This is a genomic window from Xanthomonas sp. DAR 35659, from assembly GCF_041242975.1.
Taxonomy (GTDB): Bacteria; Pseudomonadota; Gammaproteobacteria; order Xanthomonadales; family Xanthomonadaceae; genus Xanthomonas_A; species Xanthomonas_A medicagonis.
Map to the genome: position 1 here is coordinate 2,925,846 of NZ_CP162488.1, position 22,896 is coordinate 2,948,741.

Here is a 22,896-nt window from a genome sequence, read left to right on the forward strand (position 1 = left end):
GCCGCTGCGCGCGGCGATGCTGATGCTGGCCAGCACGCTGGCGTTCGGGATGATGGTGATCGCGATCAGGCTGGCCTCGGAACACCTGTCCACGGTGGAGATCGCGTTCTTCCGCAACCTGTTCGGGCTGCTGTTCCTGCTGCCGATGCTGCTGCGCCCGGGCCGGCCGCTGCCGCGCACCGCGCAACTGCCGCGCTACCTGCTGCGCACCGCGATCGGCCTGGTGTCGATGCTGGCCGGGTTCTGGGCGATCGGCCATCTGCCATTGTCGCAGGCCATCGCGCTGTCCTATTCCACGCCGCTGTTCGTGACCCTGGCCGCGGCATTCTGGCTGGGCGAGACCGTGCGCTTGCGGCGCTGGATGGCAGTGTCGTGCGGCTTCGTCGGCGTGTTGCTGATCGTCCGCCCCGGCGCGGCCACGTTCAGCACCGACACCCTGGTCGCGCTGCTGGCGGCGGTGATGAGCGCGCTGGTGGCGATCCAGATCAAGCAACTGGCGCGGGTGGACGCGGCCAATACCGTGGTGTTCTACACCTACGTGTTCTGGGTGCCGATGTCGCTGCTGCCGGCGCTGTTCGCCTGGAGCTGGCCGCACGGCATCGACTGGCTGTGGCTGCTCGCCACCGGCCTGTTCGGCACGCTCGGGCAGGTGTTGTGGACGCGCGCGCTGCGCATCGGCGAGGTCTCGGCGCTGACCCCGATCAGCTTCATGCAGCTGCCGCTGGTGGCCGGGTTCGGCTGGTGGCTGTTCGGCGAGACGCCGGACCGCTGGACCGCGCTCGGCGCGCTCATCATCCTCGCCGCCAACGCCTACATCGCCCACCGCGAGGCTGTGCTGGCGCGCCGCGCCGCCAGCGCCGCGGCGACCGCGGCGGCCAAACCGGGCGAATGAGCGCGCCTGCCGTGCCATGCCGGCGCGGCATGCGCGGCCCACGCACACGGGCACCGGGGCGCACTCGTCGATGCTTGTATCCTGCGGGCGCGCGAACATGGAGAACGGCATGAAGACCATCGGCCTGATCGGCGGCATGAGTTGGGAATCCACCGTGCCCTACTACCGGCACATCAACGAAACGGTACGCGCGCAACAGGGCGGGCTGCATTCGGCGCGGCTGTTGCTGTACAGCGTGGACTTCCACGAGATCGAGCAGTTGCAGCAGGCCGGCGACTGGGACGCGGCCGGGGCGGCGATGGCCGCGGCCGCGCGCGCGTTGCAGGCCGGCGGCGCCGACTTCCTGGTGCTGTGCACGAACACCATGCACCGCGTCGCCGACGCGATCACCGCCGCGGTGCCGCTGCCGCTGCTGCACATCGCCGATGCCACCGCCGATGCCCTGCAGGCCGCCGCCGTGACCCGGGTCGGGTTGCTCGGCACCCGCTTCACCATGGAGCAGGACTTCTATCGCGCGCGGCTGCGGCAGCGCGGTTTCCAGGTGCTGGTGCCGGATCCGACGGGGCGCGAGGACGTGCACCGCATCATCTACGACGAGCTGTGCCAGGGCGTGATCCGCGATGCCTCGCGGGCGCGTTACCGCGAGGTCATCGCGGCGCTGCAGGCGCAGGGTGCCGAGGCGGTGATCCTGGGTTGCACCGAGATCTCGCTGCTGGTCGGGGCCGACGACGCCGCGGTGCCGCTGTTCGACACCACCGCGCTGCATGCGCAGGCCGCGGCGCTGCACAGCCTGGCATAGGGGCGTGGCACGCCATCGCGACCGCGCGCGTGGCGATACGCGGCGCGGCTTGTCACACTCCAGCGCCCCTCCCTGCCCGCGCGTCACGGCACCAATCGTCATAATGGGCGCACGATCGATTCGGAACCCCCGATGCGGACCCTACGCCTGCTCGCCTTCGCACTCGTCCTGCTGCTGTGCCCGGCCTTGTCCGCCCTCGCCGTCGAGATTCCCACGTACACGCCGAACGTGGTCGATCCGGCCGGGGAGTTGAGCGACGCGCAGCGGCAGCAGGTCAACGCGGCGCTGCAACGGATCCGCGAGGAGCAGAACATCTGGGGCGCGGTCTATCTCGTGCCCTCGCTCGACGGCGAGGACATCGAACCGGTGGCCGACGCGGCGTTCAAGAAGTGGCAGTTGGGCAGCAAGGGCGCCGACAACGGCCTGCTGCTGGTGCTGGCGATGCAGGACCGGCGCTCGCGCTTCGAGGTCGGCTACGGACTGGAGGGCGTGCTGCCCGACGCGGTCGCCCGGCGCGCGCTGGAAGATCATCTGGCGCCGAAAATGCGCCGGGGCGACACCGCCGGCGCCATCGTCGATGCGTTCGGCTTCATGGCGCGCGTGGCCGCCAAGGATCCGGAAAGTCTCGCGGAGCTATCGCGCGCGTCGTCCGCCGCCGAACAGGACGAACGGGCCGACTGGAAACGCGGCAGCGCCGCCTGGGCCGGCATGCTCGCGTTGATCTGGCTGCTGCCACCGCTGCTGGCGCGCCGGCAGCAGCGCCTGCGTGCGCGCCTGCTGCGGCGCCATCCGGAACTGGCCAACGCGCCGGAGGAGATCGCCGGCGCCAAGCGCACGCGCCTGGGCTTGGGGGCGTTCATCAAAGTGTTCCTGAGCATCAACCCGGGCGTGTTCGTGCTGGTGCTGTCGAGCCTGTTCTCGCTGGCGTTCTGGCTATGCGCGGCCGCCGAAGTGCTGGCGCTGTGGGCGATGCTCGCGTTGTCGGGCCGCCGCTACCGTTCGCCGGAACGGTTCCGCGCCTTCCTGCGGGAGCAGGACATCATGCGCAAGGCGCTGATCCGCAAAGGGCACGTGGTCGAGACCGGAAACGGAACATACGCCTATACCCAGGCGTACTACGCCAGCGAAGCGTCGTCGTCGAGCTCGTCGTCTTCGTCCAGCGATTCGTCGTCTTCCGGCGGCGGCAGCTCCGGCGGCGGCGGCGCCAGTTCCAGCTGGTAGCCGCTCAGGCCGAGGCGCGCCGGCGCCGCCAGCGCGGGCGCCGTTCGCCGCGGAACATCAGCAGGTACAGGCCGACCACCCACACCAGCGCCGCGCACCAGCCGCCGAGGATGTCGGAGGGGTAATGCACGCCCAGGTAGATCCGCGACACGCCGACCAGCAGGGCGAAGGCGCTGGCCAGCACCAGCACCGGCCAGCGCCAGCGCGTGCGCCACGCCAAGGCAATCACCACCGCCGCCAGCGTCATCGAGCCCATCGCATGGCCGCTGGGAAAACTGAAGGTGTGGTGCTCGGGCGCGATCGATTCCCACAGGCTGGGCCGGTCGCGCTGGAAGAACTGCTTGGCGCCCATGTTCAGCAGCGCCGAGCCGACGAAGGAAAAAGCCGCGAACATGGCTTCGCGCCAGCGCCGCAGTGTCAGCAACGCCAGCACGATCGCGACATCCAGCGGGATCACCCCGTACTGGTAGCCGGCTTCGGTGACCACGGTGAAGAACCGGTCCCAGCCGGGCGAGGTCAACCCGCGCATGCTCCACAGCAGCGGCTCGTCGAAATAGAAGTTCTCCAGCGCGTGGACCTCGTCGGCCAAGGCCACGAACACGCCCAGCGGCAGCAGCACGCCGGCGAACAGCAACCCGATGCGCCAGGCGTTGCGGCGCAGCCAATGGCGCACGCCGGCGGCGCGCTCGGGCGGGGCCTCACCCGGCGCGACGGACATACGTGGTTTCGACGTAGTCGTCGATCAGCGCCACGAACTCCTGGGCGATGTTCTCGCCGCGCAGGGTCACTTTCTTCTCGCCGTCGATGAACACCGGCGCGGCCGGCGCCTCGCCGGTGCCCGGCAGCGAGATGCCGATGTTGGCGTGGCGCGATTCGCCCGGGCCGTTGACCACGCAGCCCATCACCGCCAGGGTCATGCTCTCGGCGCCGGGATGGGTCACCTTCCACTCCGGCATCCGTTCGCGGACATGGTTCTGCACCACCTTGGCCAGTTCCTGGAAGAACTCGGAGGTGGTGCGGCCGCAGCCCGGGCAGGCCGTGACCAGCGGGGTGAAGGCGCGCTGGCCGGTGGTCTGCAGCAGTTCCTGGGCGACGATCACCTCCTGCGTGCGCGACTGCCCCGGCTCCGGGGTCAGCGAGATGCGGATGGTGTCGCCGATGCCCTCCTGCATCAGCACGGCCAACGCCGCGCTGGAGGCGACGATGCCCTTGCTGCCGATACCGGCCTCGGTCAGGCCCAGGTGCAGCGCGAAATCCGAGCGCTGCGCCAGGTCGCGGTACACCGCGATCAGTTCCTGCACGCCGCTGACCTTGCAGCTGAGCACGATGCGGTCGCGGCCCAGGCCCAGTTCCACCGCGCGCTCGGCCGAATCCAGCGCCGAGCGGATCAGCGCCTCGCGCAGCACCCGGCCGGCGTCCCACGGCACCTCGCGCCGCGAGTTCTCGTCCATCAGCTGCGCCGCCAGGGACTGGTCCAGCGAGCCCCAGTTGGCGCCGATGCGGACCGGCTTGTCGTACTTCAGCGCGAACTCGATCAGCTGCGCGAACTGGGTGTCCTTCTTCTTGCCGAAGCCGACGTTGCCGGGGTTGATCCGGTACTTGGCCAGCGCCTCGGCACAGGCCGGCTCGGCGGCCAGCAACTGGTGGCCGTTGTAGTGGAAGTCGCCGATCAGCGGCACTTCGATGCCCATCATCCGCAGCTTGTCGACGATGCGCGGGATCGCCGCGGCCGACTCGGCGTTGTTGACGGTCAGCCGCACCATCTCCGAACCGGCGCGCCACAGCTCGGCCACCTGCTTGACCGAGGAGGCGACGTCGGCGGTGTCGGTGTTGGTCATCGACTGCACCACCACCGGACTGCCGCCGCCCACGACGACGCCCCCGATGCGGACCGGCTGGGTGGGACGGCGCGCCCAGGGCGCCGCGTCGGTGGGGGGAGTGGGTCGGCTGACGGCATCGTGCATGCGCGCATTTTAGCGTGAGTGGCGGCCCCACCCCACTCCCCGCCGCGCGCGGTTCAGCCATGCCGCCGGCACTGCGACGGTTTGTCGCAGACAGCCGCCGGCGCCAACGCATACGATGCGCGCCATGACTTCCACCGACGCCTCGTTCCTGCGCACCCTGTGCAGCCTGCGCTGGCTGGCCACCGCCGGCCAGGCGGCGACGATCCTGGTGGCGACCTGGGCGATGCGGCTGCCGCTGCCGCAGGCGCCGCTGTGGTCCGGGGTGGCCGCGCTGGCCCTGTTCAACCTCTACGCGCAGTTGCGCCTGCGCCACGCCGACACCGCCGCGCCCGCCACCGCCTTCGGCCACATCCTGGTCGACGTGACCGTGCTGACCTGGATGGTCGGCTGGAGCGGCGGCATCGGCAACGCCTTCGGCTCGCTGTTCCTGGTGCTGATCGCGCTGGCGGTGCTGGCCCTGCCGCTGCGCTGGGCGCTGGCGGTGGCGCTGGCCTGCGTGGCCGGTTACACGGTCAGCGCGGTGTTCGGCCTGCCGCTGCCCCCCGGTCCCTACCAGGCACTGGACCTGCAGCGTTGGGGCATGGCCGCCAACTTCCTGCTCTCCACGGTCGTGGTGGTGGTGTTCTCGACCCGCCTGGCCATGGCCATGCGCGAGCGCGAGCGCGAACTGGCGCTGCTGCGCGAGCGCTTCACCCGCAACGAGGGCATCGTCGCCCTGGCGACCCACGCCGCGTCGGTGGCGCACGAACTGAACACGCCGCTGGCGACGATGACCCTGCTCACCGACGACATCGCCGAACAGAGCACCCAACCGGAACTGCGCGAGGACCTGGACACCCTGCGCGAACTGCTGGTGCAGTGCCGCGAGCGGGTGCTGGCGCTGGCCGCGCCGGCGCAGCGCGCCGGCGGCGGCACGGTGTCGCTGGCGCACGTGCTGCACCAGTGGCAACTGGTGCGGCCGACCGTGCAATTGCGCCGCAACGACGACGCGCCGCTGCAACTGCGTCTGGAAAGCGCGATCGGCCACCTGTTGCAGGTCCTGCTGAACAACGCCGCCGATGCCGGCGAGCGCGCCGGCCACCCGCAAGTGGACCTGAACGTGCGGGTCACCGGCAGCGAACTGATCGGCGAGGTGCGCGACTACGGCGGCGGCTTCGACGCCAACCAGGTCGCGTTGCCGGCCACCCTGTTCCGCAGCGGCAAGCCCGACAGCATGGGCGTGGGCCTGGCGCTGTCGCATGCGACCATCGAACGCCTGGGCGGCGAACTCTGGACCCAGCCCGCGCCCGGCCACGGCGCCCGGGTCGGCTTCCGCCTGCCGCTGCTCGCCCTGGAGACCTCCGCATGAACACCGACACCCCGCTGGGCCTGCTGGTCGACGATGATCCGCTGTACCTGCGCACCCTGCAGCGCACCCTCGCCCGCCGCGGACTGGAGACGCAGACCGCCGACAGCGGCGCGGCGGCGCTGGCGCTGGCCACGGCCACGCCGCCGGACTACGCGCTGATCGACCTCAAGCTCGGCGACGAATCCGGACTGGCGCTGATCCAGCCGCTGCGCGCGATCCGCGCCGACATGCGCATCCTGCTGGTCACCGGCTACGCCAGCATCGCCACCGCGGTGGAGGCGATCAAGCTCGGTGCCGACGACTACCTGCCCAAGCCGGCCACGGTGCCGATGATCCTGCGCGCGCTGAACCTGGAGGCGGAGGAGGCCGAGGACGACGACGGCGCCGACGTGCCGGACGCGATGACCCCGCTCAGCCGCCTGCAGTGGGAACACATCCAGCAGGCCATGCACGAGACCGGCGGCAATGTCTCGGCCGCTGCACGCCTGCTCGGCATGCACCGGCGCTCGCTGCAGCGCAAGTTGGCCAAGCGCCCCAGCCCGCAGCGCGAACCGCCTCGCTAGCGGTCCGACGGAAGCCAGCGCCATCGCGCTTCATCACGCGATCTTCACGTCGCAAATCGCGTCGCGTTCGTCTACGTCGCAGGGCGCGGATCGATTCAAGTCGATGGGCCGCGCGCCGCTAACAAGGCATGACGTCCCGCCCTCTTCCGACGCCACCCGACGAATCCAAGCGGCTGGCCACCCTGCGTCAGCTGTGCCTGCTCGACACGCCAGCCGACCGCGCCTTTGACCTGATCACCCAGTTGGCCTCGCGCAGCCTGCGCACGCCGATCGCGCTGGTGTCGCTGATCGACGAACAGCGGCAGTGGTTCAAGTCGCGGGTCGGCCTGGCCGCGCCGCAGACGCCGCGCAGCCAGGCGTTCTGCGCGCATGCGATCCACAACCCGGAACTGCTGGTGGTGGCCGACGCGCGGCAGGATCCGCGCTTCCGCGACAACCCGCTGGTGACCGGGCCGCCCTTCATCCGCTTCTACGCCGGCGCGCCGCTGATCCTGGCCGACGGCACCGGCCTGGGCACTTTGTGCGTGATCGACAGCGAACCGCGCCACGTGTTCGACGCGGCGTCGCGCGCCACCCTGGAGGAGCTGCGCGATCTGCTGCTGTTGCGGATCGAGACCCTGCGCAACACCGGCTTCGTCGACGCCTTGACCGGCCTGCCCAACCGCAGCCGTTTCAACGAAGACCTGACCATGTGGCTGTCGCTGCAGAGCAAGGACCAGCACGACACCGGCGTGGCCATCGACGTGTGCGGCGCCGACTACTTCCGCGACATGGTCAAGGCGCTGGGCTGGGAATACGCCGAGGGCTATCTGCTGGCCGCGCGCGACCGCCTGCTGGCGGCGCTGGACGGGCGCCCCGCGTACCGCATCGACACCACCAGCTTCGCCTTCGTCGTGGACGGCCACGATCCGGCGCAACTGGCGCAGCGCTGCACGCAGGTGTGCGGCGCCTTCGCCGAGGCGATAGAGCACCAGGGCATTCCGCACGCGGCGACGCCGTCGATCGGCGCGGTGCGCCTGGACGGCGCGCTCAGCGCCAATCACACGCTGCGTTCGCTGACCACCGCGGTGGACATGGCGCGCCAGCGCGGCCTGCCGTGGAGCCTGTACGAACGCGGCCACGACGCCAGCCAACGCAACGCCTTCCGCATCCTGGCCGCGCTGCCCGAAGCGCTGGACGCGCGCGATCAGCTGAGCCTGCACTATCAGCCGCGGGTCAGCCTGCACAGCGGCGCCTGCGTCGGCGTGGAAGCGCTGTTGCGCTGGCAGCACCCGCTGCTCGGCGCGGTCGCGCCCAACGAGTTCATTCCGCTGGCGGAAAAGACCGCGCTGATGAGCCGCGTCACCGCCTGGGTGCTGCAGGCCGGCATCGCCCAGGCCGCGGCCTGGCAGCGGCAGGGACACCGGTTCAGCGTCTCGCTGAACGTCTCTGCGGTGGACCTGGAGCAGGATGACTTCATCGCCACACTGCGCGGGTTGCTGGCGCAGCATGCGCTGGAGCCGGGCCGCATCGAGATCGAGTTCACCGAGAGCGCGATGATCCGGCATCCGCAACGCGTGGCCGAGCAGTTGCAGGACATCAGCGCGCTGGGGGTGAAGATCGCCATCGACGATTTCGGCACCGGCTACAGCAACCTCAGCTACCTCAAGCGCATTCCGGCCAACGCGCTGAAGATCGACCAGTCGTTCATCCGCTCGCTGCCGGGCAGCCGCACCGACTGCATGATCGTGCCGTCGATGATCCGGCTCGGCCACGATTTCGGCCAGCAGGTGGTGGCCGAAGGCATCGAGACCGAGGAGACCTACGCAATGCTGCGCGACTGGGGCTGCGACGAAGGCCAGGGGTATTGGATCGCGCGGCCGATGCCGGCCGCGGCGCTGGAAACCTGGTTGGCCGCGCCAGGGCGCGGCGCCTGACCGGCGCGCGCCGACGCGTCCGCAAGTGATGCGGCGATCGCCTCACGGCGAGCGCCGCGGGCGCCTCACCAGAACACCGTGTACAGCGCGACCAGGATCGCGATCACGCCGGCCGCGCCGAGCTTGAAGCCGAGCGAGGTGCCGTAGGCCACATCGTCGGTGCGGATCAGGTCGCGCGCCTGCCGGGCCGGGGTCAGCAGCGACACCACCACCGCCAGCACCAGCGCCACCAGGAACACCACGCCGATGCGGTCCATGAACGGCAGTTCTGGCCAGGCCAACTTGAGCGCGAACGACAGCACCACCGAGCCGATCGCCGCGGTCAGCGCACCGGCCTCGTTGGCGCGCTTCCAGAACAGGCCGAGCATGAAAATCACCACCACGCCCGGGGTGAAGAAGCCGGTGAATTCCTGGATGAACTGGAAGCCCTGGTCGAAATTGCCCAGCAACGGCCGCGCGGTCAGGATGCCGACCAGCACCGACAGCACCGCGGCGATGCGGCCGACCCGCACCAGTTGCTTCTGCTCGGTTTGCGGGCGGAACTTGGCGTAGAAGTCCAGGGTGAAGATCGTCGCCACCGAATTGATCTTCGACGCCAGCGAGGCCACGATCGCGGCCACCAGCGCGGCGAACACCAGCCCGAGAATGCCGGTCGGCAACAGTTGCATCATGGTCGGATACGCCTGGTCGGACTTGGCCAGGTCCGGCGCCAGCACCACCGCGGCGATGCCCGGCACCACGATCACCACCGGCATCAGCAGCTTCAGGAACGCGGCGAACACGATGCCCTTCTGCGCCTCGCCCAAATCCTTGGCGGCGAGCGCGCGCTGGATGATGTACTGGTTGAAGCCCCAGTAGCTGATGTTCATCACCCACAGCCCGCCGAGCAGCACGCTCAGGCCCGGCAGGTCCTTGTAGAACGGGTTGTCCTTCGAGAGGATCATGTGGAAGTGCTCGGGGTGCGCATTCCACAGGTGCTTGAAGCCGGCCAGCACGCCGGCCCCGTCGCCGATGCGCGACAGCGTCAGCCCGGCCACCAGCAATCCGCCCAGCACCAGCAGGGTGACCTGCACGATGTCGGTCAGCGCCACCGCCTTGAGCCCGCCGTACAGCTGGTAGACCAGCGCGAACACGCCGATCAGCGCCAGCGCCAGGGTCTGGTCCATGCCGGTGACCTGGCTCACCGCGATCGAGCCCAGCCACAGGATCGAGGTCAGGTTGACGAACACGTACAGCAGCAGCCAGAACACGGCCATCAACGTGCGGATCCACTTGCCGTAGCGCTGCTCCAGGAACTGCGGCATGGTGTAGATGCCGTTGCGCAGGAAGATCGGCAGGAAGAACTTGCCGACGATCAGCAGGGTCAGCGCCGCCATCCACTCGTAGGAGGCGATCGCCAGGCCGATCGCATAGCCGGAGCCGGCCATGCCGATGATCTGCTCAGCGGAGATGTTGGCCGCGATCAGCGAGGCGCCGATCGCCCACCACGGCAGCGTCTTGCCGGCCAGGAAGTAGTCCTCGGCGCTCTTGCTGTGCCCTGCCTTCTCCCGCGACACCCATTGCGCGAGCACGAAGATGCCCGCCAGGTAGACCAATACGATCGCCACATCCAACGTCGCCAGACCCACTGCACTTCTCCCACGGGCCGCGGCCCGTTCGCCTGTGTCGCGATGAACCCGTCCCGCCGGACGGGCTTGCTTGTGTTTGCTTCGCACCGACCTGCATCGGGCGAGAGGACCAACTGTCTGCCGAGGCATGCAGCCATCGGGAAGCATCGGCGCCGACCGGCTTGCCGGCTGCTCGCGGGTGCACGCGCCGAGACGCCTGCCCATGAGCGGAACCGGCCGGATGCCGCGCCCGATGTTCCGGTCAGGCGTTCCGACAACACGTAGCGCTGCGCTTCGATGCCTGGCTGGGTGGTGCCCGGCGCACGGCTCGCCGCCGCATCCGCTCGCGCCGCACTGCGTGAGCGCGCCGCGCTAGATGCCCTAGCCACAGCACGCCTTCGCGCGTGTCGCCGTGCGCACGGCGCCGTCACCGCGACGGCGCCACTGCATCCTGGCGCGCGGCTCAGCGCACCGCGCAGTCGACCACGCTCTGCGCATCGTTGCTCGGTCCCAGCGCGATCCGCGACACCGACAGGTCCAGCGCGCCGTCGCTCTCGATCACCGGCAGCCGCTCCAGCTTGGACACGTCCGCGCCGGCGACGCTGAAGCACTTCAGCGGCACTCCCAGCGTGCGCCATTCGCCCTTGGGCAGCGCCGCGAGCGCCTTGCCCAGGTCGACCTGCGCCGCGCAGCCGGTGCCGCAGCCCACGCCGATGCGCGCCGCGCCGCTCGGCGCCGCGTCCACCTTCATGGTCAGGATCAACTGCACGTCGCCGTTGCTCTCGCGCGAGACGTCCAGCGGCTTGGGCAGCACCAGCGCCATGCCGGCCTTGCCCTTGCCCGACCACGCGAAGCGGCGCGCGTCTTCCTGCGCCTTGTGGTCGATCGCGGTGACCTTCAGCGAGCCGTCGGCCAGCGCCGCCGGCATCGTCGCCGCCGGCAGGTTGGCCTGGCTGGCGCCCTGCAGGATCAGGTTGATGCCCGGCGCCGGCTTGCCGCGCTCGAAGTACACCCCGCCCACCGCCTGCGCGCCGGAGACCCCGGACACTTCCGACAGCCGGCTCACGTCGCCCTTATCGGCGTAGGTCAGGCCGTAGCCGAACGCGAACTGCGGGTTGTAGTTCTTCTGCCCGACGTTGTTGGCGTACTGGGTCGCGCTGCGCGGCCAGGAGAAGCTGAGCTTGCCGTGGAAATCGTACTGGATGCCGCCGTCGGGCTTGCGCAACAGCACGTCGGCCACGCCGCCGCCCTCGGAACCGGGCAACCAGGCGGCGACGAAGGCGTCGGCGGCATTGATCTCGCGGTTGACCCACAGCGGCCGTCCGCTCAGGAACACCGCCACCACCGGAATGCCGTCGGCCTTGAGCCGCTTGATCAGTTGCAGATCGCTGTCGTCGCCGGGCTTGTACAGCAGCGTGGCGATATCGCCCTGGAACTCGGCGTACGGGTTCTCGCCGAACACCACCACCGCCACGTCGGGCTTGTCCCGGTACTTACCGTCGATCGCCAGTTCGGCCTTGCCGCCGGCGGCCTGCACCTGCTGCTGCAGGCCTTCCCAGATCGTGTTGCCGTTCGGATAGTCGGCGCGCTTGGTGCCGGTGCCCTGCCAGTTCAGGGTCCAGCCGCCGGCTTGCTTGCCCATGTCGTTGGCGCCGTCGCCGGCCACCAGCACCTTGCTCTGCGGCTTCAGCGGCAGCAGCTGCTTCTGGTTCTTCAGCAGCACCAGCGACTCGCGCACCGCCTGCCGCGCCACCGCGCGGTGCTCCGGCGCGCCGAGCAGTTCGAACTTGCCGCCGAGCGGACGCTGCGACGGCTTGCCCGCCTCGAACAGGCCCAGCCGCAGCTTCACCCGCAGGATCCGCCGCACCGCATCGTCCAGCCGCGCCATCGGGATCTGGCCCGACTTGACCGCCTTCAGCGCGTTCTCGTACACGCCCTTCCAGCTGTCGGGCGCCATCAGCATGTCCACGCCGGCGACGAACGACGCCGGGCAGTCGTCCTTGGTGCAGCCGGGCACCTGCGCATGCCCGTTCCAGTCGCCGACCACGAAGCCGCCGAAATGCATCTGCCCCTTCAGCACGTCGGTCAGCATCGGCGCGTTGCCGTGCATCTTCACGCCATTGAAGCTGTTGAAGGAGGCCATCACCGTCTGCGCGCCGGCCGCGATCGCCGGCGGATAGCCCGCGCCATGGATGTCGCGCAACTGCTGCTCGCTGACCCGCGTGTCGCCCTGGTCCTTGCCGTCGGTGGTGCCGCCGTCGCCGAGGAAATGCTTGACCGAGGCGATCACGTGCGAGCCGTCGAGGAAACCGGGCTGCCCGGGGATGCCCTGCAGGCCTTCGACCACCTTGCCAGCGAAGCTGGCGACCACCTCGGGCGACTCGGAGTAGCCCTCGTAGGTGCGGCCCCAGCGATCGTCCTGCGGCACCGCCACGGTCGGCGCGAACGTCCACTCCATGCCGGTGGTGCGGGTCTCGGCGGCGGTGACCGCGCCGATCTTGCGCATCAAGTCCGGATTGCGCGTGGCGCCCAGGCCGATGTTGTGCGGGAACAGCGTGGCGCCGACGATGTTGCTCTGCCCGTGCACCGCGTCGATGCCGAAGATGATCGGAATCGCCGGGCCCGCCTTGCCCTTCTCCATCGAGGCCTCGTAGTAGGCGTCGGCCAGCGCCAGCCACTGCGCCGGGCTGGCGTCGTACTTGCCGCCTGGATCGGAATTGCCGCCGGCCAGCACCGAGCCGATGTGGTACTTGCGCACGTCGTCCGGGGTCATGCTGGCGATGTCGCCCTGCACGGTCTGCCCGACCTTCTGCTCTACCGTCATCTGCGCCATCAGCTTGGTGATGCGCGCTTCGAGCGCGGGATCCTCGGCCAGCGGCCAGGCCGGCGACGGCCACAGCTGCGGATGGATGGCCGGCGGCGCGGCGGCGGCGGCGGCCGGAGCGGATTGGCCGGGACCGGCCGCAGCCAACGCCAACAGGCCCAGCGCGGCCGCGGTGGCCAGCGCGTTACGGATCGGCGCGGACACGCCAGCAGACTGCTTTTGCAAGAGCTTCCCTCCCAGGAACGAATGCACGACACACGAAGGCCGCACTCCCTCCCGAGACGCGCGACCGGCGCCTACGCTTCATTACTCGCCCCGATGCTGTCAACAACGCACCGAGGTATGCCAAGGCCATAGTGGCATATCGGATTGCGCTATAGGGATGGAATACCCAAAAGCGCATCCCGCCACGTGGCTGTTAGCGTTACCAGCCGCATTTCGCGCCGGCTCGGCGAATTGCATTTGCTGCATCGCACCACCGACAGTTCCGGGAACTGCGCAAGTCGGACGTGGTGCTGGCGCGTTCCTGTTACGACGTCCTTGCGTCCACTCGGTTTACGCCAACGAGCGTGCTCGATCGATCCAGAGACCACCTGGCGTGAGACCGGCGCTGGGCGCGGTAACGGCGCGCTTTGGGAACGCGTCGAAGGTCTCGCGCGAACGACACAGTGCCAGCGAATCGGTCGCAGTCTCCGGCCAGCGAGCGAGGGCGGTGGCGCGCTCCTCGCTGCGCCACAGGCAACTGGCACGTCTGTCCCGTTGCCGCATTGCGCGACGGCTACCCCACAAAAAGAAACGGGGCCCTCAGGCCCCGTCGCATCCGGATCGACACCGAACCTCAGCCGCGCAACCGCGCCAACACCGCGCGCGTCACCGGGTCGGCGACCTCGGTGGTTTCGCCCTGCAGCGCCGGCAGCAACTGGCTGGCCAGTTGCTTGCCCAGTTCCACGCCGAACTGGTCGAAGGCGTTGATGCCCCAGACCACCGACTGCACGTAGACGCTGTGCTCGTACATCGCGATCAGCGCGCCCAGCGCCTGCGGGGTCAGCGCGTCGAGCAGGATCAGCGTGCTCGGGCGGCCACCCGGATAGTCGCGGGCCGGATCGTCGCTACCCTGCCCGTTCGCCAGCGCCTCGGTCTGCGCCAGCAGGTTGGCCAGCAGCGCCTGGTGGTTGACGGTGTACGGGTCGTCGTTGCGGATGCAGCCGATGAAGTCGGCCGGCACGATGCTGGTGCCCTGGTGCAGCGCCTGGAAGAAGCTGTGCTGCACGTCGGTGCCGGCGCCGCCCCACCACACCGGCACGGTGTCGGCTTCGACCGGGCTGCCGTCCAGTCGCACGCGCTTGCCCAGGCTCTCCATCACCAACTGCTGCAGGTAGGCCGGCAGCAGCGCCAGGCGCTGGTCGTAGGTCATCACCGCCTGGGTGGCATAGCCGAGCAGGTTGCGGTTCCACAGCGTGGTCAGGCCATGCAGGACGGCCACGTTGCGCTCCAGCGGCGCGTTCAATGCGTGGTCGTCGAACTGCGCGGCGCCGTCCAGCAACTGCTCGAAGGCGTCGACGCCGATCGCCAGCGCGATCGGGAAGCCCACCGCCGACCACAGCGAGTAGCGCCCGCCGACCCAGTCCCACATCGGCAGCACGCGGCCGGCGGCGATGTCGAAGGCCTTGGCGGCGCGCTCGGGATTGGCGCTGACCGCGTACAGGCGCTCGCTGCCGCCCAGCCAGTCGCGCAGGATCTGGCCGTTGAGCAGGGTTTCCTGGGTGCCGAAGGTCTTGGAGATCAGCACGCCGGCGGTGCGCGCCGGATCCAGCGTGGCCAGGGTGCGCTGCATCGCCGCGCCGTCCACGTTGGAGACGAAGTGCACGCGGAAACGCGCGCCGGCCACCGGACGCAGCGCGTCGGCGACCAGGCGCGGGCCGAGATCGGAGCCGCCGATGCCGACGCTGACGATGTCGGTGACCTCGGTCTGCGCCAAGGCGTCGATCAGCGCGCGCATGCGCTGCTGCACCTCGCGCGCGCTGGCGTTGGCCTGGCTGGCCACCGGCGCGTCGGTGAGGTCGCCGCGCAGCGCGGTGTGCAACGCGGCGCGGCCTTCGGTGACGTTGACCGTCTCGCCGCGGAACAGGCGCTGGAAGGCACCGGCCACGTCGTGTTCGGCGGCCAGCGCGAGCAGCGCGTCGAGCGCGGCGCGGTCGTATTTCTGCCGGGCGAAGTTGAAGTACAGCGGTCCGACCTGCAGCGCCAGGTCGTCGACCCGGCCCGGCTCGGCGGCCAGCAGTTCGGGAAGGCGCGCCCCGCGCAAGCGCTGGGCGTGGGAATGCAGTGCGTCGAAACCGGTGGACTGTGTCATGCGGCCTGCTTCGGGATGCTGTGGTTGGTGTGGGTGATCTTGTTGTTGCCGTCCACGTAGACCAGGGTCGGCTGGAAGCGCGCGGCTTCCTCCTCGCTCATGCCGGCGAAGGCGGCGATGATGATCAGGTCGCCGACCTGCACGTGGCGCGCGGCGCCGCCGTTGAGCGAGATGATGCCGCTGCCCTCGTCGGCGCGGATCGCGTAGGTGCTGAAGCGCGCACCGTTGGTGACGTCCCAGATGTGCACCTGCTCGAACTCGCGGATGCCGGTGGCGTCCAGCAGCAGCCCGTCGATGGCGATGGAACCTTCGTAGTTGAGTTCCGAGTGGGTGACGGTGGCGCGGTGGATCTTGGTCTTCAACAGGCTCAGTTGCATGCTCGCGGTACTGCGGTGGGGATAGAGGCGCAGTTTAGCAGCCGGGGGTTAAGCGGCGGTGGCAGCAAGGGTCTGGCGGCGGGCGCGACGCGGCCCGCATCGCGTCCCGGCGGGCCGGCCGCAGGACATGCTCCGACTGCATCCGGCCGCGGATGCGGGCATGGGCGACGTGTGCAAGCCAAACCCGATCAAGCGAGCGGCGAATCCCGCACTTGCGGACAACATCGGGAAGCGACGGGCATGCTGGCTTCGGACCCCGTCGGGGCTGAAGTCCCTCCCACAGTACACCCAGCCAACTCCCAGCAAGCCCCTGTAGGAGTCAACTGTCATGCAGCAGCGATGACGGGAGGCGCGTAAGAAGCCTGATCGCGCGCGATGGCATTGAGCCAGCGTAGGTACTTGTGCATGCAGGCGACGATGGCGACCTTGGCCGGTTTGCCGGCCGCTTGCAGGCGCGCATAGGTTTGGGCCAAGGGGGATTTGGCGCGGATGCTGGCCCAGGTGGCCATGTACAGCGCGCGGCGCACGTCGCTGCGCCCGCCTTTGATGCGGCGCTGGCCTTGCCAGCGGCCGCTGTCGTGATTGAACGGCGCCAGCCCGACCAGGGCGGCCAGCTTGCGCGGCGGCAGCGTTCCCAGTTCCGGCAGGCGTGCGGCCAGGGTGGCGCGCAGGATCGGCCCCAGCCCCGGCACCTTGGGCAGGGTCGAACACGCGTCGGCCTGCTGCTGAAGGTCTCGCTTCAGCGCATCGCTCTGCCGCTTCAGTAGGTCGATCGCTTCCTGGCAGTGGCGCCGCACCTCCGGGCTGGTGATGTGCTCCAGACGCCGCCGCAGGGCGTCGTGCTGGCCGACCAGAGCATTGCGCAGATCCAGCAGTTCGCGCAGGTGCTGCAGGTGCTCGGGCAACACGTCCGTCGGGGGGGCCACAATGGCTTGGGCTGTCACGGCCAACAGACGCGCGTCCAGGGCGTCGGTCTTGGCCTTGATGCCCAGCGCCTTGGCCAACGCACGTGGGCGCTGCGCACACATCCGCACCGCCGGCAGGTTGGCCTGCCGCAGCGTCCGCAGCACCTCATGTTCGTAGCCGCCGCTGGCTTCCAGCACGATCCGTTCGCACTCCAGCCTCGCCAGACGCTGGACCAGCTCAACGCGCCCTTGCGGCGTGTTGGGCTGGGTCCAGGCCAGTCCGTCCGGCAGCACATGAATGACCAGTTCGGCCTTGGCAACATCGATCCCGACAAAGCGCCGCATAGACGTTCTCCGCAGTAGACTTAGGGTCGAGAGCGCTCCTGCCAATGCCCAGGCTTGTGATGTTCGAGCTCCCGGCTCAGGCAACTGTTCGGGCTTGTCAGGCAGGAGAACCGGGGTGCGGCGGCACTGACTCCTACTCGTGCTCGCTTGGCACTGCGGCTTAACGGCCTGCCGCACCCCGCTCTCACCTTCAACGATAGACCCTCTTTTGACACAAGCGGCTTCAGCCGCGACGAACGCAGCGGCAGGCTTTGACGGGTTCGGACACGATCAGGGCCGACACCCCGCTCGCAACACCTCTGCGCGTTGGCCACACATTCCGCTTGTAACGACCACGCACCCGCTACCCGCTACCCGCTACCCGCTCAGAACTCCAGGTTGTCGATCAACCTGGTGCGGCCCAGTCGCGCGGCGATCAGCGCCACGCGCGGGCCCGCGTCGTCCTGCGGCTCGCTCAGGTCCGGCATGCGCAGCACGGTGTAGTCCACATCGAAACCGGCCGCCTGCAACTGCGCGGTCGCCGCCGCCTCCACCTCGGCGCGCGGGCGCCCGGCGCTGTGCCCTTCGCGCATCGCCAGCAGCGTCTGCCGGATCTGCGCCGCGCGCGGCCGCTCCTCGGCCGACAGGTACTGATTGCGCGAGCTCATCGCCAGGCCGTCGGCCTCGCGCACGATGCTGCCGCCGAGGATCTCGATCGGGAACGCCAGGTCGGCCACCATCTGCCGGATCACCGCCAACTGCTGGTAATCCTTCTTGCCGAACGCGGCCAGGTCCGGCTGCACCTGGTTGAACAGGCGCGCGACCACGGTGCAGACGCCGTCGAAATGGCCCGGCCGGCAGGCGCCCTCCAGCACTTCGCTGACGCCCGGGGTGTGCATGCGCAGCGCCAGCTCCACGCCCAGCGGATACATGCTCTCCACCGTCGGCAGCCACAGCACGTCGCAGCCGGCGCCTTCCAGGCCGCTGGTGTCGGCCTCGGGCGTGCGCGGGTAGCGGGTGAAATCCTCGTTCGGGCCGAACTGGGTCGGATTGACGAACACGCTGGAGACCACCCGGTCGGCGTACTGCCGCGCCAGCATCACCAGCGAGAAATGCCCGGCGTGCAGGTTGCCCATGGTCGGCACGAAGGCCACGCGCAGGCCCTGCCGCTTCCAGCCGGAAACGACGGCGCGCAGCCGCGCCAGGTCGGTGATGGTCTCGATCATTTGGCGTAGGCGTGTTCGGCGTCGGGGAAGGTGCCGGCGCGCACGGCATCGGCATAGGCGCGCGTGGCGCCGGCGATGGAGCCGCCTTCGGCCAGGAAGTCCTTGACGAAGCGCGGGCGGCGATGGCCGCTGTCCAGGCCCAGGAAGTCGTGCAGCACCAGCACCTGGCCATCGCAGTCGGGGCCGGCGCCGATGCCGATGGTGGGGATCTCGATCTCGGCGGTGATCCGCGCCGCCAGCGGCGACGGCACGCACTCCAGCACCAGCAGCGCGGCGCCGGCCGCGGCCACCGCCTTGGCGTCGGCCAGCAGCTTGGCCGCGGCGGCCTCCTCGCGGCCCTGGATCTTGTAGCCGCCGAAGGTCAGCACCGACTGCGGGGTCAGGCCCAGGTGCGAGCACACCGGGATGTCGCGTTCGCTGAGGAAGCGGATCACCTCCAGCTTGTGCCCGGCACCCTCCAGCTTGACCATCTCCGCGCCGGCCTGCAGCAGGCGGGTCGACGCATCCAGGGCCCGCTCGGGGGTGGCATCGGACTGGAACGGCAGGTCGGCCACCAGCAGCGCCCGCTGCAGCACCCGCGCCACCGCGGCGGTGTGATAGACGATGTCGTCCACGGTCACCGGCAGGGTCGAGTCGTGGCCCTGCACCACCATGCCCAGCGAATCGCCGATCAGGATCAGGTCCACGCCGTTGGCGTCGAAGGTGCGCGCGAAGCCGGCGTCGTAGGCGGTCAGCATCACCAGCTTCTGCTGGCGGCGCTTGGCCTCGGCCAGGGCGGGGACGGTCCAGGGCTTGCTGTCGGCGTGGCTGCTCATTAGCTCATGCGGTACGGTGATAAGCCTTGCATTATCTACCGATTGGCGCGATTCCGTCGGTTTCGATGCGGTCGCGTATGTCACGCACCGTTCCATGGCCGGGAATCGTCGCCTCCGCGGCGATCTCGGCCAGCGGCAGCAGGGCGAATGCGCGCTCGTGCAGGTGGGGATGCGGCACCTGCAGCCCGGGCAGGTCGATCACCGCGTCGGCGTACAGCAGCAGGTCCAGGTCCAGAGTGCGCGGACCCCAGCGTTCCCCGGGCGTGCGTTGGCGGCCATGGCGGGCTTCCAGCGCCAGCAGCGCCTGCAGCAGGTCCAGCGGCGCCAGCGTGGTCGCCACCAGCGCGGCGGCGTTGATGAAGTCCGGCTGCGCCTGGTTGCCCCAGGCCGGGCTGCGGTACAACTGCGAGGCGCGCAGCAGGCGCGTGTGCGGCAGCGTGTCCAGCGCGGCGATGGCCGCGCGCAGGGTCGCCGCCGCCTCGCCGAGGTTGCCGCCCAGGCCGATGCAGGCCTGCACCGGCGCGGGCACGTCCATCGCGCTCACTCGGCCGGGGCGGCGGCATCCGGACGCCGGCGCCGGCGCCGGCGGCGCTTGGGGGTTTCCTCGCTGTCGGCCGGGGCCATCGCCACCTCGTCGCCGACGTAGTCGATCTCCGGATCGAAGCCGCGCGGCGGCGGCGCGTAGCCGGGCTGCTGCTGCAGCTCGCGCCAGTAGGCGATGTCGGCCGCGTGCTCGTCCGAAGCGGATTGGCGCACGATCAGGAAATCGAACGCGGCGCGGAAGCGCGGATGCGACAGCGTGCGCACCACCCGCTTCTTCTGGCGCGAGGTGAAGCGCGACTGCAGCAGCCAGATCTCCTGCATCGGCAGCGAGAAGCGCCGCGGCAACGCCACCGTGCTCAACTGGTGCAGGGTCACCCGGTCGGCGGCGCGGCGCTGCGCCTCCTCCTGCTGCATGCCCTGCTTCTGCAGCGCCATCAGCGCGCGGCAGTAGGCCGGCCACAGCAGCAGCGCGAACAGGAACGCCGGCGACACCGGCTCGTCGTTGGCCACGCGCGTATCGGTGTTGCGCAGGCCCTCGATCAGCATCCGCCGCAACGCGCCGCTGCGGTTGGCCTTGAGCGCCGCGGCGCTTTCCGGAAACAGCGCCGCGAACAGGCCGTAGCGCTCCAGGCCTTCGAAGCTGGCCACGCCGTTGCCGGACAGGAACAACTTGAGCACTTCCTCGAACAGCCGCGCCGGCGCGGCCTCGGCCAGCAACCCGGCCAGGCGCGGGATCGGTTCGGCGGTCGCCGCTTCGATCTCGAAGTCCAGCTTGGCGGCCAGACGCACCGCGCGCAGCATGCGCACCGGGTCTTCGCGGTAGCGCTGCTCGGGGTCGCCGATCAGGCGCATCAGCCGCGCCTGCACGTCGGCGAAGCCGCCGGTGTAGTCGCGCACCGAGAAGTCCTCGATGGCGTAGTACAGCGCGTTGCAGGTGAAGTCGCGGCGCACCGCGTCGTCCTCGATGCTGCCGTAGACGTTGTCGCGGACCAGGCGGCCGTTGTCCAGCTCGCGGTCGCCGCTGCCGTCGTCGACGTTGGCGCGGAAGGTCGCGACCTCGATGATCTCGCGGCCGTAGACCACGTGCGCCAGGCGGAAGCGGCGACCGATCAGGCGGCAGTTGCGGAACAGCTGCTTGACCTGCTCGGGGGTGGCGTCGGTGGCGACGTCGAAGTCCTTGGGGCGCAGGTCGACCAGCAGGTCGCGCACCGCGCCGCCGACCAGGTAGGCACCGAAGCCGGCTTCGCGCAGCCGGTACAGCACGCGCAGCGCATTGGGGCTGATGTCCTTGCGCGAGACGTTGTGCTGGTCGCGCGGGATCGTTTGCAGGGTGAACGGCAATGGAACTGGCGGATTGATGATGGCGCTTCCGTATCGAGTTGCGGGATTGCCGACAGGCGGCGAAGCCCCATATACTAGCGCTCTGCAATCGACGCGACCAATACGCTCCCTTCGTCTAGTGGTTAGGACGTGGCCCTCTCAAGGCTAAAACAGGGGTTCGAGTCCCCTAGGGAGCGCCACCATCGGGTCGCCTGCAGCGAGTAAAGCAAGAAAGCCCCGCGCATGCGGGGCTTTTGCGTTGTGGGGCCGCCATCGCGCGCTGCCGCTGGATGGGAACGCCGCAGGCCGGAGGCCGAGCCGGAGCACGGCCCGACATGCCCCCCCCCGGGAGTCGCGGCGCCCCCGGAGCCCGCTCCACCGCGAACCCCGGGCAGGCGCCCCGCCCCGCCGACCCTGTCTCCAGGCCCGGCGGGTGCGCAGGACGCGCTCAGCCTTGCATCTGTTCCAGTTCGCGGCCCTTGGTCTCGTAGACGTACTTGAGCACGAAGAACACCGAGATGAAGGCAGCCACGGTGTAGATGCCGTAGGCGCCGGCCAGGCCGATGCTGGTGAGCAGGATCGGGAACGAGACGGTGATGAGGAAGTTGGAGGTCCACTGCGCCGCGCCCGCCACCGCCAGGCCGGAGCCGCGGATCTGGTTGGGGAACATCTCGCCCAGCATCACCCACATCACCGGGCCCCAGGACATGTTGAAGAAGATCACGTAGACATTGGCCGCGATCAGCGCCAGCCGGCCCATGCCCGGCGACATCGCCAGCTTGCCGGCGGCGTCCAGCGAGGCGCTGGCGAAGGCCAGCGTGACCAGCGCCAGCGACACCGCCATGCCGGCCGAGCCGACCCACAGCAGCGGCTTGCGCCCGATCTTGTCGATCAACATCACCGTGACCAGGCAGGCGCCGATGCTCAGCCCGCCGGACAGCACGTTGATCAGCAGCGAGTCGCTTTCCGAGAAGCCCACCGCCTGCCACAGCACCGCGCCGTAGTAGAACACCACGTTGATGCCGACCAGTTGCTGGAAAGTGGCCAGGCCGATGCCGATCCACACGATCGGGCGCACCTTGCCGGTGACCTTGCTGACCAGGTCCGACAGCTTGGGCTTGTGCTGGTCGGCGGCCAGCGAGGCGGAGATCTCGGTCAGCTTGGCCTGCGCCTCGCGCGGGCCGTACAGCCTGGTCAGCACCGCCAGCGCGTCCTCGCGACGGCCCTTGACCACCAGGTAGCGCGGACTCTCCGGGATCGCCAGCAACAGCAGCAGGAACAGCAGCGACGGGAACGCCTGCATCCAGAACATCCAGCGCCACGCGGCCTGGCCCAGCCACAGCGGCTCGGTCGAGGCGCTGGCCAGCTTGACCAGCACGTAGTTGCTCAGGAACGCGGTGAACAGCCCGCTGATGATGGCGATCTGCTGCACCGTGGCCAGGCGCCCGCGATAGCGCGCCGGCGCGACCTCGGCGATGTAGGCCGGCGACATCACGCTGGCCGCGCCGACCGCGAACCCGCCCATCACCCGGGCGAAGATGAAGATGCCGGAATTGTGCGCGGCGCCGGCGCCCAGCGCCGACAGCAGGAACAGCACCGCGGAGATGATCAGCACCGCGCGCCGGCCCAGGCGGTCGGCCAGCCAGCCGGCGAAGAAGGCGCCGACCGCGCAGCCCAGCAGCATCGAGGCGACCTCGAAGCCGGTGCCGGCGGCGCTGGAGTGGAAGGTCTGCTTGAGGCCGTCGACGGTGCCGTTGATCACGCCGCTGTCGAAGCCGAACAGGAAGCCGCCGATGGTGGCGACGCAACTGATGAGGATGATGAGGCGCGTGTTCTCGCCTGCGCCATCGGCGCGGTCTAGGGAGACGCTGGACATGGAGTCACCTGGTGTCGTGCGGA

General features: G+C 69.7%; 18 protein-coding genes and 1 tRNA gene. 7 read left to right on the forward strand and 12 right to left on the reverse strand.

The annotated features are described in order from the left end of the window. Positions 1-16 precede the first annotated feature (16 nt). The 3 genes from AB3X07_RS12305 to AB3X07_RS12315 all read left to right on the forward strand — a co-directional run bounded on the left by AB3X07_RS12305 (position 17) and on the right by AB3X07_RS12315 (position 2,912). Entirely contained in the window at positions 17-892 is an 876-nt protein-coding gene (locus tag AB3X07_RS12305) for a DMT family transporter (protein ID WP_369944742.1), read from the forward strand. Positions 893-1,001: 109 nt separating this feature from the next. Next, positions 1,002-1,691, forward strand: a complete 690-nt coding sequence (locus tag AB3X07_RS12310) for an aspartate/glutamate racemase family protein (RefSeq protein WP_369938900.1) — start codon at positions 1,002-1,004, stop codon at positions 1,689-1,691. Between the two features lie 132 nt (positions 1,692-1,823). Further along, the gene (locus AB3X07_RS12315; RefSeq protein WP_369938901.1) at positions 1,824-2,912 is read left to right on the forward strand and encodes a TPM domain-containing protein; all 1,089 of its coding nucleotides are present in this window, start codon (positions 1,824-1,826) and stop codon (positions 2,910-2,912) included. Between the two features lie 4 nt (positions 2,913-2,916). On the opposite strand, the gene AB3X07_RS12320 is transcribed toward AB3X07_RS12315, so the two are convergent. Both AB3X07_RS12320 and ispG read right to left on the reverse strand, forming a co-directional pair. Continuing rightward, on the reverse strand, positions 2,917-3,630 hold the full coding sequence (locus AB3X07_RS12320) for a phosphatase PAP2 family protein (protein ID WP_369938902.1): 714 nt from the start codon (positions 3,628-3,630) through the stop codon (positions 2,917-2,919). After that, the gene (gene ispG / locus AB3X07_RS12325) at positions 3,611-4,876 is read right to left on the reverse strand and encodes a flavodoxin-dependent (E)-4-hydroxy-3-methylbut-2-enyl-diphosphate synthase (RefSeq protein WP_369938903.1); all 1,266 of its coding nucleotides are present in this window, start codon (positions 4,874-4,876) and stop codon (positions 3,611-3,613) included. The genes AB3X07_RS12320 and ispG overlap by 20 nt, the downstream gene beginning before the upstream one ends. 124 nt (positions 4,877-5,000) lie before the next feature. Between ispG and AB3X07_RS12330 the strand changes: the two genes are divergently transcribed. From AB3X07_RS12330 to AB3X07_RS12340, 3 genes are all read left to right on the forward strand, one after another. Next, entirely contained in the window at positions 5,001-6,224 is a 1,224-nt protein-coding gene (locus AB3X07_RS12330) for an ATP-binding protein (RefSeq protein WP_369938904.1), read from the forward strand. Next, positions 6,221-6,787 (forward strand): response regulator transcription factor, encoded by a 567-nt coding sequence (locus AB3X07_RS12335; protein ID WP_369938905.1) that lies wholly within the window; start codon positions 6,221-6,223, stop codon positions 6,785-6,787. The genes AB3X07_RS12330 and AB3X07_RS12335 overlap by 4 nt, the downstream gene beginning before the upstream one ends. 128 nt (positions 6,788-6,915) lie before the next feature. Then, a complete protein-coding gene (locus tag AB3X07_RS12340; RefSeq protein ID WP_369938906.1) occupies positions 6,916-8,703 on the forward strand; it encodes an EAL domain-containing protein in 1,788 nt (595 codons plus the stop codon). A 65-nt stretch (positions 8,704-8,768) separates the two neighbouring features. On the opposite strand, the gene AB3X07_RS12345 is transcribed toward AB3X07_RS12340, so the two are convergent. The 9 genes from AB3X07_RS12345 to pcnB all read right to left on the reverse strand — a co-directional run bounded on the left by AB3X07_RS12345 (position 8,769) and on the right by pcnB (position 21,120). Beyond that, positions 8,769-10,331, reverse strand: a complete 1,563-nt coding sequence (locus tag AB3X07_RS12345) for a sodium/sugar symporter (protein WP_369938907.1) — start codon at positions 10,329-10,331, stop codon at positions 8,769-8,771. A 442-nt stretch (positions 10,332-10,773) separates the two neighbouring features. After that, positions 10,774-13,374, reverse strand: coding sequence for a glycoside hydrolase family 3 protein (locus AB3X07_RS12350; protein WP_369944743.1), 2,601 nt, complete (start codon positions 13,372-13,374; stop codon positions 10,774-10,776). A 598-nt stretch (positions 13,375-13,972) separates the two neighbouring features. Beyond that, positions 13,973-15,487: a glucose-6-phosphate isomerase gene (gene pgi, locus AB3X07_RS12355; protein ID WP_369938908.1), complete on the reverse strand. Its 1,515-nt coding sequence runs from the start codon at positions 15,485-15,487 to the stop codon at positions 13,973-13,975. After that, on the reverse strand, positions 15,484-15,864 hold the full coding sequence (gene panD / locus AB3X07_RS12360) for an aspartate 1-decarboxylase (RefSeq protein WP_019798646.1): 381 nt from the start codon (positions 15,862-15,864) through the stop codon (positions 15,484-15,486). The genes pgi and panD overlap by 4 nt, the downstream gene beginning before the upstream one ends. Positions 15,865-16,190: 326 nt before the next feature. Beyond that, on the reverse strand, positions 16,191-17,114 hold the full coding sequence (locus AB3X07_RS12365) for an IS110 family transposase (protein ID WP_369938742.1): 924 nt from the start codon (positions 17,112-17,114) through the stop codon (positions 16,191-16,193). A gap of 365 nt (positions 17,115-17,479) precedes the next feature. Further along, positions 17,480-18,319, reverse strand: a complete 840-nt coding sequence (gene panC, locus AB3X07_RS12370) for a pantoate--beta-alanine ligase (RefSeq protein ID WP_369938909.1) — start codon at positions 18,317-18,319, stop codon at positions 17,480-17,482. After that, complete coding sequence (panB, locus tag AB3X07_RS12375) at positions 18,316-19,134, reverse strand: 3-methyl-2-oxobutanoate hydroxymethyltransferase (protein ID WP_369938910.1); 819 nt, start codon at positions 19,132-19,134, stop codon at positions 18,316-18,318. Before panB ends, panC begins: the two co-directional genes overlap by 4 nt. 31 nt (positions 19,135-19,165) lie before the next feature. Next, a complete protein-coding gene (gene folK, locus AB3X07_RS12380; protein WP_369938911.1) occupies positions 19,166-19,669 on the reverse strand; it encodes a 2-amino-4-hydroxy-6-hydroxymethyldihydropteridine diphosphokinase in 504 nt (167 codons plus the stop codon). Between the two features lie 5 nt (positions 19,670-19,674). Then, entirely contained in the window at positions 19,675-21,120 is a 1,446-nt protein-coding gene (gene pcnB, locus AB3X07_RS12385) for a polynucleotide adenylyltransferase PcnB (RefSeq protein ID WP_369944744.1), read from the reverse strand. A 2-nt stretch (positions 21,121-21,122) separates the two neighbouring features. On the opposite strand from pcnB, the gene AB3X07_RS12390 reads away from it, so the two are divergent. Continuing rightward, positions 21,123-21,197 (forward strand) — tRNA-Glu (locus AB3X07_RS12390). A gap of 248 nt (positions 21,198-21,445) precedes the next feature. Here the strand turns inward: AB3X07_RS12390 and AB3X07_RS12395 are convergent. Continuing rightward, complete coding sequence (locus AB3X07_RS12395; protein ID WP_369938912.1) at positions 21,446-22,873, reverse strand: sugar porter family MFS transporter; 1,428 nt, start codon at positions 22,871-22,873, stop codon at positions 21,446-21,448. Between the last annotated feature and the right edge of the window lie 23 nt (positions 22,874-22,896).